9 protein-coding genes are annotated in these 11,824 nt (G+C 64.0%); 4 read left to right on the top strand and 5 right to left on the bottom strand.

What is annotated here, in order from left to right:
• Positions 1–46 precede the first annotated feature (46 nt).
• Positions 47–1,456, bottom strand: coding sequence for a glutamate--ammonia ligase (gene glnA, locus RM531_RS10390; RefSeq protein ID WP_311659107.1), 1,410 nt, complete (start codon positions 1,454–1,456; stop codon positions 47–49).
• Between the two features lie 281 nt (positions 1,457–1,737).
• Between glnA and glyQ the strand changes: the two genes are divergently transcribed.
• From glyQ to gmhB, 3 genes are read left to right on the top strand one after another with little or no spacing between them, the layout of a single operon-like run.
• Complete coding sequence (gene glyQ, locus RM531_RS10385) at positions 1,738–2,628, top strand: glycine--tRNA ligase subunit alpha (RefSeq protein ID WP_311659106.1); 891 nt, start codon at positions 1,738–1,740, stop codon at positions 2,626–2,628.
• Positions 2,625–4,703 (top strand): glycine--tRNA ligase subunit beta, encoded by a 2,079-nt coding sequence (glyS, locus tag RM531_RS10380; protein WP_311659105.1) that lies wholly within the window; start codon positions 2,625–2,627, stop codon positions 4,701–4,703. The genes glyQ and glyS overlap by 4 nt, the downstream gene beginning before the upstream one ends.
• The gene (gene gmhB / locus RM531_RS10375) at positions 4,700–5,233 is read left to right on the top strand and encodes a D-glycero-beta-D-manno-heptose 1,7-bisphosphate 7-phosphatase (RefSeq protein WP_311659104.1); all 534 of its coding nucleotides are present in this window, start codon (positions 4,700–4,702) and stop codon (positions 5,231–5,233) included. Before glyS ends, gmhB begins: the two co-directional genes overlap by 4 nt.
• A gap of 30 nt (positions 5,234–5,263) precedes the next feature.
• Here gmhB and gyrB read toward each other — a convergent pair whose 3' ends face one another.
• The 4 genes from gyrB to dnaA all read right to left on the bottom strand — a co-directional run bounded on the left by gyrB (position 5,264) and on the right by dnaA (position 11,506).
• The gene (gene gyrB, locus RM531_RS10370) at positions 5,264–7,681 is read right to left on the bottom strand and encodes a DNA topoisomerase (ATP-hydrolyzing) subunit B (protein ID WP_311659103.1); all 2,418 of its coding nucleotides are present in this window, start codon (positions 7,679–7,681) and stop codon (positions 5,264–5,266) included.
• A gap of 59 nt (positions 7,682–7,740) precedes the next feature.
• Entirely contained in the window at positions 7,741–8,826 is a 1,086-nt protein-coding gene (recF, locus tag RM531_RS10365) for a DNA replication/repair protein RecF (protein ID WP_311659102.1), read from the bottom strand.
• Between the two features lie 20 nt (positions 8,827–8,846).
• The gene (gene dnaN, locus RM531_RS10360) at positions 8,847–9,947 is read right to left on the bottom strand and encodes a DNA polymerase III subunit beta (protein ID WP_311659101.1); all 1,101 of its coding nucleotides are present in this window, start codon (positions 9,945–9,947) and stop codon (positions 8,847–8,849) included.
• Positions 9,948–10,201: 254 nt separating this feature from the next.
• Entirely contained in the window at positions 10,202–11,506 is a 1,305-nt protein-coding gene (gene dnaA / locus RM531_RS10355; protein WP_311659100.1) for a chromosomal replication initiator protein DnaA, read from the bottom strand.
• A gap of 181 nt (positions 11,507–11,687) precedes the next feature.
• On the opposite strand from dnaA, the gene rpmH reads away from it, so the two are divergent.
• The gene (rpmH, locus tag RM531_RS10350; protein WP_311651287.1) at positions 11,688–11,822 is read left to right on the top strand and encodes a 50S ribosomal protein L34; all 135 of its coding nucleotides are present in this window, start codon (positions 11,688–11,690) and stop codon (positions 11,820–11,822) included.
• The last annotated feature ends 2 nt before the right edge of the window (positions 11,823–11,824 follow it).

The raw sequence follows: 11,824 nt of genomic DNA, 5'->3' as shown, positions 1-11,824 counted from the left end.
GGGCGCCCGAAGGCGCCCTGATCCGGCGATGGGAAATCGCCTTCGCTTACAGCGAGTAGTACATATCGAACTCGACCGGGTGGGTGGTCATGTGCAGACGCAGCACCTCCTCGCTCTTCAGCTCGATGTAGCCGTCGATCAGATCGTCGGTGAACACGTCGCCCGCCTTGAGGAAGTCGCGATCGGCGTCGAGTGCTTCCAACGCTTCCTTGAGCGACTGGGCCACGGTCGGGATCGACTTTTCCTCTTCCGGCGGCAGGTCGTAGAGATCCTTGTCCATGGCTTCGCCCGGGTGGATCTTGTGCTGGATGCCGTCGAGACCCGCCATCATCATGGCCGAGAAGGCCAGATAGGGGTTGGCGGTGGAATCCGGGAAACGCACCTCGATGCGGCGCGCCTTCGGCGAGGCCACCCAGGGAATGCGGATCGATGCCGAGCGGTTGCGGGCCGAATAGGCCAGCAGCACCGGTGCCTCGAAGCCCTTGACCAGACGCTTGTAGCTGTTGGTCGAGGCATTGGCGAAGGCGTTGATGGCCTTGGCATGCTTGATGATGCCGCCGATGTAGTAGAGGGCGATATCGGACAGGCCGCCGTACTCGTCACCCGAGAAGATGTTCTTGCCGTCCTTGGACAGCGACTGATGCACGTGCATGCCGGACCCGTTGTCGCCCACCAGCGGCTTGGGCATGAAGGTCGCGGTCTTGCCGAAGGCGGCCGCCACGTTCTGCACGCAGTACTTGTAGACCAGCATTTCGTCGGCCTTCTTCACCAGCGTGTTGAAGCGGGCGCCGATCTCGCCCTGGCCGGCGGTACCCACCTCGTGGTGATGCACCTCGGTGACCAGACCCATTTCCTCCATCGCCAGACACATGGCCGAACGGATGTCCTGGCCGCTGTCGACCGGGGGCACCGGGAAGTAGCCGCCCTTCACCCCGGGGCGGTGGCCCATGTTGCCGCCTTCGTAGGCGCGCTCGGAGTTCCAGCAGGCTTCCTCGTCATCGATGCTGTAGCCGGCGCCACGCATCTCGGCATGCCAGTTCACGGAATCGAAGATGAAGAATTCGTTCTCCGGACCGAAGAAGGCGGTGTCGGCAATGCCGGTCGAGGAGAGGTAGGCCTCGGCGCGCCGGGCCACGGTGCGCGGATCACGCTCGTAGCCCTGCATGGTGTTGGGCTCGAGCACGTCGCAGCGCACGATGATGGTGGGTTCCTCGAAGAACGGGTCGAGGATGGCCGTGGTGGTGTCCGGCATCAGCACCATGTCGGATTCGTTGATGCCCTTCCAGCCGTCGATGGAGGATCCGTCGAACATCTTGCCCTCTTCCAGCGCCTCTTCATCGATGGCGTGGGCGGGCAGGGTGACGTGCTGCTCCTTGCCGCGGGTATCGCAGAAACGAAGATCCACGAACTTCGCGTTCTTTTCCTTGATCAAATTCAGTACGTCGCTAGCCGACATGATGCCTCCTCTCAAAGGGTTCATTGCGTGACGCCCGGCCGCCGACCTGGCGACCGGCGCGGGTGGACCGTTTCAAAGCAGTTATCATGCCACAGCTGACACCGCCGTTTTTCAGGTGCTTGCGCCCGATCACCGGGCCCCAGCGACGAACACTCGCACCAAAGTAGATCAAATACCATTGTTTTGCACAAACATGGTGCGATCGACCGCCTGTCCGGCCGTAGCCCCGGTTCGGTATACTGCGCCGCTGGCGAGCATGCAACGCAAAAGGGCGCTTTTCCATGGATTTTCAGGAGCTGATCCTGACCCTGCAGCGATTCTGGGCGGATCGGGGCTGCGTGGTGGTCCAACCACTGGACATGCCGGTGGGCGCCGGCACATTCCATCCGGCCACCTTCCTGCGCTCGATCGGGCCGGAACCCTGGTCCGCAGCCTACGTGCAGCCCTCGCGTCGGCCCACGGACGGCCGCTACGGCGACAATCCCAATCGGTTGCAGCACTACTATCAGTTCCAGGTCCTGCTCAAGCCGTCCCCGGCCGACATCCAGGAGCAGTATCTGGAATCCCTGCGCACCCTGGGGATCGATCCGCTGACCCAGGACATCCGCTTCGTCGAGGACAACTGGGAATCCCCCACGCTGGGTGCCTGGGGCCTGGGCTGGGAGGTCTGGCTCAACGGCATGGAGATCACCCAGTTCACCTATTTCCAGCAGGTGGGCGGGCTGGACTGCCGCCCGGTATCCGGCGAGATCACCTACGGGCTGGAGCGGATCGCCATGGTGCTGCAGGAGGTGGAAAGCGTCTATGACCTGGCCTGGAGCCGCGCCGGCGGCGTGAGCTACGGCGACGTGTACCACCAGAACGAGGTGGAACAGTCCACCTACAACTTCGAGAAAGCCGATATCGCGGCGCTGTTCACCCGCTTCGACCAGCTGGAACGCGAATGCAGCGACCTGATCGAGGCCAACCTGCCGCTGCCGGCCTACGAGCGCATGCTCGAAACCTCCCACACCTTCAACCTGCTCGACGCGCGGCGGGCGATCTCGGTGACCGAACGGCAGGGCTACATCCTGCGGGTGCGCACACTGGCACGCCAGGTCGCCCAGGCCTATTACGACAGCCGTGAAGCACTCGGCTTTCCCATGCTGACGTCATCCACGGTGGCGGCATGAACGACACCCTGCTGCTGGAGCTCGGTACCGAGGAACTGCCGCCAACCGCACTGGCCGGCCTGGTCGCGGCCTTCGCGGACGGGGTCGAAGGCGGCCTGGGGGCAGCGGGGATCGAGCACGGGGTGGTGACGCCGCTGGCCTCGCCGCGGCGGTTGGCGGTTTCCATCGCCGACGTGTCCGAGCGGGCGCCCGATCAGACCATCGACCGGCTCGGCCCGGCCGTGGCCGCGGCATTCGACGGGCAGGGCGAGCCCACCAAGGCGGCCGAGGGTTTCGCCCGCTCCTGTGGCGTCACTGTCAACGAACTCGAGCAGCGGGACACCGACAAGGGGCCGCGCCTGGCGTTCACCGGCACCCAGGCCGGGCAGACGCTGGGCGAGCTGCTGCCCGACGTGGTCGCGGAGAGCCTGCGGCGTTTGCCGATTCCCAAACGCATGCGCTGGGCCGACCGGGAGGACAGTTTCGTGCGTCCGGTTCACTGGCTGGTGGCCCTGCACGGGCCCACGGTGGTGCCGCTGACGCTGTTCGGTATCGAGTCCGGCCGCGTCACCCGGGGGCACCGTTTCCACCATCCCGACACCATCACGCTGGCGCATGCCGATGACTATGCGGCGAAACTGGCCGAGCCCGGCCGGGTGCTGGTGGACATGGCAGCACGCCGGGCGCAGGTGCATCAGCAGGTGATTGCCGCCGCCCGCACGCTGGGCGGCGAGGCGCTTATCGAGGAGGCGCTGCTCGACGAGGTCTGCGCGCTGGTGGAATGGCCCTGCGCCGTGGCCGGCCGGTTCGACGAGCGCTATCTGGTGCTGCCACGGGAGGTTCTGGTGGCAACGATGCAGAGCCACCAGCGCTATTTCCCGGTTGCCGACGCCGACGGCGCGCTGCTGCCCGGATTCGTGACCGTTGCCAATATCGACAGTACCGACCCCGCCCGGGTCGTGGCCGGCAACGAGCGGGTGGTACGGCCGCGGCTGGCCGACGCGCTTTTCTTCTGGGAACAGGACCTGGCGCGGGGCCTGGATCATTATGCGGGCGGTCTCGACCGTGTCACCTTCCAGCGGGAACTGGGCAGCATGGCCGACAAGGTCGCCCGGGTGGCCTCCATTGCGGAAGGGCTGGCCGGTGAGCTGGGCGTGCCGACGGTACCGGTGGCGCGAGCCTGCGCCCTGGCCAAGGCAGACCTGCTATCCGACATGGTCGGGGAATTTCCCGAATTGCAGGGCATCATGGGCGGCTACTATGCCCGCCACAGTGGCGAGGCCCCGGCCGTGGCCGAGGCGCTGCCAGCGCAGTACGCGCCGCGCCAGGCGGGTGCCCCGATTGCCGCCACCCCGGTCGGCCGGGTCCTGGCCCTCGCCGACAAGCTGGACAGTCTGGCCGGCGTATTCGCCACCGGGCAGCGCCCGTCCGGCGTCAAGGACCCCTTCGGCCTGCGCCGGGCCGCACTCGGGGTGCTGCGCACGGTGATCGAGGGTGAACTGGATCTCGACCTGCCCGCGGTGCTCGCGGACGCGGTCGCCCGGCAGCCGCTGGATTGTGACCGCCAGGCGGTGACCAACGACCTGCTGGTTTTCCACAGCGAGCGCCTGCGCGCCTACTATCTCGACCAGGCGGTCGATCCCTCCGTATTTGACTCGGTAGCGGCGCTGGGCCTGGGCCGGCCACTGGATTTCGACCGGCGCATTCGGGCGGTACAGGGTTTCGTGCATGCCGATGCCGCGGTGGCACTTTGTGGCGCCCACAAGCGCATCCGCAACATTCTCAAGAACGAAACCCCTGCCGGCGAGATCAATGCCACGCTGATCGACGAGCCGGCCGAAAATGATCTGGCCGGAGCGCTGGACGCGTTGCGCGACGATATTGCCGATCGAGCCAGAGGCGGCGATTACGCCGGTGCGCTCGCACGGCTGGCCGAATTGCAGGCGCCGGTGGATCGCTTCTTCGAGGAAGTGCTGGTGATGAGCGACGATACCGCCGTACGGGACAACCGCCTCGCGCTGCTGGGTGCACTGGATGGGCTTTGCCGCAGCGTGGCGGATATTTCCCGGCTGACGCCGGCGGAGGTTGCAGCGTGAAGCTGGTGGTGCTCGACCGGGACGGGGTGATCAACGAGGATTCCCCCGATCACATCCGGTCACCCAAGGCCTGGCGGCCGCTGCCGGGCAGTCTCGAAGCAATCGCCCGGTTGTCCCAGAGCGGATACCGGGTGGTGGTGGCCAGCAATCAGTCAGGCATCGGCCGGGGGTTGTTCAACTACGACGAACTCTTCGGTATTCACGAGAAGCTGCAGCGACTGGTCGGGGAGCTCGGTGGGCGCATCGACGGGATTTTCTTCTGCCCCCACGTGGATGCCGATCAGTGCGAGTGCCGCAAACCCGCCCCCGGGTTGTTCCGCGAAATCGGCCGGCGCCTGCAGGTGGACCTCTCGGGGGTGCCGGCCATCGGCGATTCACGGCGCGACCTTGCGGCTGCCCGGGCCGCCGGCGCCCAGCCGATTCTGGTACGAACCGGCAACGGCGCTTCCACCGAACGCGACTACCAGGCCGAAATCGGCGATATCGACATCTATGATGATCTGGCGTCGGCAGCTAACGCCCTGATATAGAATAATAAAATCCGGAAATAGCCGGATTTCTCATACATCCAGATTCGATACCAGTAGCGCGTTCTTCTCGATGAACGCCCGCCGCGGCTCCACATGGTCGCCCATCAGGGTGGTGAATATCTGATCGGCTGCCACCGCATCCTCGATGCGGACCTGCATCAGGCGGCGACCGTCCGGATCCATGGTGGTCTCCCACAGCTGTTCCGGGTTCATCTCGCCCAGACCCTTGTAGCGCTGGACGTGCTGCCCGCGCCGGGCTTCGGCGAACAACCATTCGTAGGCCTGCTCGAAGGTTTCCACCGGCTGCGCCCGTTCACCGCGGCGAATTTCCGCCCCGTCGCCGAGCAGATTGAGCAATTCCGCGCCGAGCGCGGCCAGCCGCTGATACTCGCGGCCGGCGAAGAAATCCTCGTGCCAGACGAATTCATGCGGCACACCATGGCTGTACCGGGTGACCTGGAGATTCAGCGGATGGCCCTCGCGGGCCGGGTTGCAGACCACTTCGTAACGGTGGCGGGGGTCGGCCAGGCGATCCAGGCGTTCCTGCAGTTTGCCGGCCCAGTCGGCCAGGGCATCCGAATCCGCGAAGGCATCGGTGGTCAGCGCCGGCAGGTAGGTCATCTCCCGCAGGGTGGTCTGATCATAGCGGCGCGCCAGGCGGCGGATGTCGTCGAGCATGCCGGTGTAGCGCTGAGCCAGATCGCCGAGGGCCTGTTCGCTGATCGGCGGCGTGTCCGCGGCAACCCGCAGTTCGGCCTTGTTCAGGGCGATGCGGAGCAGATATTCGTCCAGCTCGCGGTCATCCTTGACGTAGTGCTCCTGCTTCCCGGTTTTTACTTTATAAAGAGGGGGTTGGGCAATGTAGATATGGCCACCCTCAACCAGTTCGAACATCTGGCGGTAGAAGAAGGTGAGCAACAGCGTGCGGATGTGGGAGCCGTCGACATCCGCGTCGGTCATGATGATGATGCGGTGGTAGCGCAGCTTGGCGGCATCGAATTCATCCCGCCCGATGCCACAACCAAGCGCCGTGATCAGCGTGCCCACTTCCACCGATGACAGCATCTTGTCGAAGCGGGCCTTCTCCACGTTCAGGATCTTGCCCTTGAGCGGCAGAATGGCCTGATTATGGCGATCACGCCCCTGCTTCGCCGAGCCGCCGGCAGAATCGCCCTCCACCAGGAACAGTTCCGAGCGGGCCGGGTCCTTCTCCTGACAGTCCGCGAGCTTGCCCGGCAGACCGGCAATATCCAGCGCCCCCTTGCGGCGCGTCATTTCGCGCGCCTTGCGGGCGGCTTCGCGGGCGCGGGCGGCATCCACCACCTTGGCGCCGATCACCCGGGCCTCGCGCGGATTCTCCATCAGAAAATCGCCAAGCTTTTCCGCGGTAATCGACTCGACAATTCCCTTGACCTCCGACGACACCAGCTTGTCCTTGGTCTGGGAGGAAAATTTCGGGTCCGGCACCTTGACCGACACCACAGCGGTCAATCCTTCGCGGGCGTCATCGCCGGTGGGAGACACCTTTTCCTTCTTGGCCAGACCCTCGGTTTCGATATAACCGTTGATGGTCCGGGTCAGCGCGCCGCGGAAACCGGCCAGATGGGTACCGCCGTCCCGCTGCGGAATGTTGTTGGTGTAGCAGAACACGCTGTCCTGGTAGGAGTCATTCCACTGCATGGCCACTTCAACCACGACGCTGTCTCGCTCCAGGCTGAAATGACAGACCTCGGTGTGCAGCGGCGTCTTGTTCTCATTGAGCGCCTGCACGAATGCCCGGATGCCACCCTCGTACTCGAAGACGACATCGCGCTCCCGGGCCTCTTCCCGCAGCCGGATGCGCACACCCGAGTTCAGGAACGACAGCTCGCGCAAGCGCTTGGCGAGAATATCGAAATGGAACTCGATGTTGGTGAAGATTTCCGAGCTGGGGTGGAACGTGATCGTGGTGCCGGTCAGTTCGGTGGTACCGGTGGCGGTCAGCGGCCCGACCGGCTCGCCCATGCGGTAGTGCTGTTCGTAGATCTTGCCGTCACGATAGATGGTCAGCGCCAGGTGATCGGACAGTGCGTTGACCACCGACACCCCCACGCCATGCAGACCGCCGGAAACCTTGTAAGAGTTGTCGTCGAACTTTCCGCCCGCGTGCAGCATGGTCATAATCACTTCCGCGGCCGACATGCCCTCTTCCTCGTGCTCATCCACCGGGATGCCGCGCCCGTCATCGGTCACGGTTATGCTCTGATCCGCATGGATGGCGACCTGGACCTCGGTGCAGTGTCCGGCAAGCGCCTCGTCGATGGCGTTGTCCACCACCTCGAACACCATGTGGTGCAGCCCGGTGCCGTCGTCGGTATCACCGATGTACATACCGGGGCGTTTCCGGACCGCCTCCAGGCCCTTAAGGACCTTGATGCTACTCGAGTCGTAACCGTTGGAATCGGCCATGCAATCATCCATTTCCTGCAGGCGCGGGGACGCGCATTTAACCGGTGGATGATAGCACGCTAGCCCCTCTCACTGCGGGCCTGAACCACCCCATGTTCCACGTGGAACATCGCGCCGCAAACCACGCCATCAGGGATTAAGCCGGGGTCGAGAAAGGTCACGAACGACTGCACACCGCTTTCGGCAATCCGTTTGAGTAATGCCCGGCGATAGGCCTCCCCCAGCTCGGCGGCGATGTCATCAATCAACAGCACCGGCTGAACACCGCGGCGTTCCATCATGAGTACCGCCTGCGCCAGCAGCATGGCGGCACTGATCACCTTCTGCTGCCCACGGGACACCCAGTCCCGGGCGCGGCTGTGGCCAACCCGGATCCGCAGATCAGCCCGGTGAGGACCAGCATGCGTGAACCCGGCCCGCTGGTCGCCATCGAGGCCGCGGATGAGCGCGCTGCTGAAATCCTCACCCGCCGCCCAGCCAGCGTAATAGGAAAGCGTTAACTCGAACTCTCCGATCACATCGGTGACGATCTGCTTGAGCACCGGCAGCAGGGTATCCACATAGCCTCGACGACAGGCATCGACCGAATTACCGGCCTCCACCAGCTCCCGGTCCCAGGCAACCACCGAGGCGAGATCGGCGCCACGCCGGAGCGCCGCGTTACGCTGCCGGAGCGCCCGGCGATAACGCCGCCACGCCTCGAAGAAGCCATGTTCCACGTGGAACACGCCCCAATCGAGATACCGACGACGCTGATCCGGCCCCGCCTCGACCAGGCGATGAAGATTCGGATCAATGATCTGTATGGGGAGCTGCTCAACCAGCGCTAGCCGGCTTGGCGCATCGCGACCATCAAGCCGGAACCGGGTCTCGCCCGTCTGCCGCCCGACACCGATACGGTGGCTGTTGCGCCGATCGTCAATCAGGTCCCCCACCACCGTGAATGTCGACGCGCCCTCCCGAATCAGTCGATCCCCGGCAACACCGGTAAAGGTCTGCCCGTTACCCAGCAGGTGGATCGCCTCGAGCAGCGAGGTCTTGCCCGAGGCATTGTCGCCGGTAATGGCGTTGAGCCCCGGCGCCGGGGCCATGCCGACCTGCGGCAGACAGCGGAAATCCCGCACCCGCAAACGCTGGAGTTGCATGGTCGCGGGTCGCCCGTAGGCTATAGCCGCATCGGCATCACGACGTACTGGCTCGAGCGGTCGCTCTCGTCACGCAGCAAACCGCTGCTGTCTGGCCCGGTCAACTCCAGCGAGAAGGATTCGCCGGTCATCGCCCCCAGCGCCTCCAGGAGATAACTGACGTTGAATCCGATCTCCAGCGGTGCGCCGTCGTAGACCACTTCGATCTCATCCTCGGCTTCTTCCTGGTCCGGATTCTGGGCCTGAAGACTCAGACGATTCTCGTCCAGGGACAGGCGAACGCCCTTGAATTTCTCGTTTGACAGGATGGCGGTGCGCGACAGTGCCTGGCGCACGAGTTCCCGATCCCCGACCACCCGCTTGTCTCCAACCTCCGGGATCACCCGTTCGTAATCGGGAAAGCGCCCGTCGATGAGCTTGGTGGTGAATCGGAGGGTCGGCAACACTACCTGCATGTGATTGTCGCTAAGGGTGATCCGGACTTCGCTGTCGACCTCCCCGAGAAGCCGTTGCAGTTCGGTAATCGCCTTGCGCGGCACAATCACCTGCCGCGATTCGTCCATGCCGGTCTCCGCATCGGCATCGGACAGCGCCAGCCGATGGCCATCCGTTGCCACCGCCCGCAACCCCGTGGATTGCAGCACGATGAGCAGTCCGTTGAGGTAGTAACGAACATCCTGGTGCGCCATGGCGAACTGGGTCCGGTCGATCAACCGCTTCAGAACCTTCTGGGCCAGAGTCAGGGACTGGCCGGTCTCAATCTCGTCGAGAAACGGAAACTCGTTCGCCGGCAGGCTCGACAGCGCGAACCGGCTGCGTCCCGAGCTGACCCGAACCCGCTGTTCCTCCATGGCGACCGCAATATCGGCCTGCGGCGGCAGACCGCGAACGATATCTAGCAGCTTGCGCGCCGGGACCGTGGTGCTGCCGGGTTGACTCACCTCGGCGTCGAGAAACGTCACCAGTTCGATCTCGAGGTCGGTCGCGGTCAGTGTCAGGCGATTATTGTCCGCCTTGAGCAGCAGATTCGACAGGATCGGCATGGTCTGTCGTCGCTCCACCACGCCAACGATAGCCTGCAGCGCCGTCAGCAATGATTCCCGCTCGGCCGTGAACTTCATGCGGTGTCCCCTTTCTCGCTCCGTAGACTATGAGATTTAAGTAAAAGAAAGTTAGTAGTAGTAATCGTAGTGCTCGGCCGGCACGCTGGATATCCCCGGATTTTCATTCTGAAACAGCGGCTTGGGTTGATAACAACCCTGTTATCAACGACGCGGTGACAGCCGGCAAAGCCTGTGTGCCGCCTGTGGATGAATATCGCCGTTCCAGGATCGAACCGGGTCGGGCCAGGTTTGTACCGTGGTTATCCACAGGATCAGCTCGTCAATGTTCTAGCAAGGTTGTTGTAGTCCTCATCGAGGCGGGGCTCGGACTCTCGCAACTCCTTGATTTTCCTGCATGCGTGAAGCACGGTCGTGTGGTCCCGTCCGCCGAAGGCGGCGCCGATCTCCGGCAGACTGTGGTTCGTCAGCTCCTTCGCCAGGGCCATCGCGATCTGCCGCGGACGGGCCACGGAGCGGCTGCGTTTCTTGGCGTTGAGATCGTGAATGCGGATCTTGAAATACTCGGCCACAGTGCGCTGGATGTTTTCCAGCGTGACCAGTCGGTCATAGACCGCCAGCATGTCCTGCAGCGCCTGCTTGGCGAAATCGATGGTGATCGGGCTGCCGGAGAACTTGGCGGTGGCGGTGAGCCGGTGGAGGGCGCTTTCGAGATCCCGCACATTCGAGCGCACCCGTTTGGCGATGAAGAACGCCACTTCCTGCGGCAAGACTACGTCGTGCTGCTCGGCCTTGGCGATCAGGATTGCCACCCGGGTTTCCAGCTCCGGCGGTTCCACCGCCACCGACAGGCCCCAGGAAAAGCGCGACTTGAGCCGATCCTCGAGCCCTTCGACCTCCTTGGGGAAGCGATCACAGGTCAGCACGATGCGCTGATTCGATTCCAGCAACGCATTGAATGTGTGGAAGAATTCCTCCTGCGAGCGGTCCTTTCCGGCAAAGAACTGAATGTCGTCGATCAGCAGCGCATCCACGGACCGGTAGAACGCCTTGAAGTCATCCATCCGGTTGTGCCGGATCGCGGTAATCAGCTCGTTGACGAAGTGTTCCGAGCGAACGTAGACCACTTTCGCCCGCTGGTTCAGATCCAGCATCCGATTGCCTACCCCGTGCATGAGATGGGTCTTGCCCAGACCCACCCCGCCGTAGATCAGCAGCGGGTTGTAGGCGGCATTCTCCGGCAGCGCAGCCTGTTCGGCGGCGGCCCGGGCAATCTGGTTGGATTTGCCCTGCACGAAGGACTGGAAGGTGTAGCGTGGATCGAGATTGCTGCGAAAACCGCGCATCGCGGGCGCCGCGTCGCCGCGTGCACTGCGCTCGCCGCCGCCCACACTCACCCGCACCTGTGAGGCGTTGCCGCCGATGCCGTTCAGGATGGACTCGATGACGCCGCGGTATTCGCGGTCGACCTGTTCGCGGACCAGCTCGTTGGGTGCCAGCAGATCCATGCCGTGATCGGTCGCCACCGCCTGCAACGGCCGCAGCCACATGTTGATGTCGCGCTCGGACAGTCGGCTTTCCAGTTGCGACAGGCAGCGTTGCCACAGGCTTTCGGTCAATCCAGGCCTCCGGGAGACGATGTAATGCCCGGCGTTGCGGCAGCCGGTGCGTCACGACACTACATTAGAGCGACGCAGTTATCCACAAGCGCAACCCGGTTGCTTGAAAGCACCGGGGCCAGGGGCTAAACTGCGCGGCCGCTCGTCATCCACGCGGGCCCAGCGCCCCCGGTCTACGCCAATGAAACGCACATTCCAGCCCAGCAATCTTCGCCGCAAGCGCACCCACGGATTCCGCGCCCGCATGGCGACCAAGAACGGTCGTGCCGTGCTGGCCAGTCGACGGGCCAAGGGCCGCAAGCGTCTGGTTCCGTAGCC

Source organism: Spectribacter acetivorans (assembly GCF_031846305.1).
In the GTDB taxonomy this organism is placed as follows: domain Bacteria; phylum Pseudomonadota; class Gammaproteobacteria; order Nevskiales; family Salinisphaeraceae; genus Spectribacter; species Spectribacter acetivorans.
Note: the sequence above shows the minus strand (reverse complement) of the source record. Positions and strands in the feature narration are given on the sequence as shown.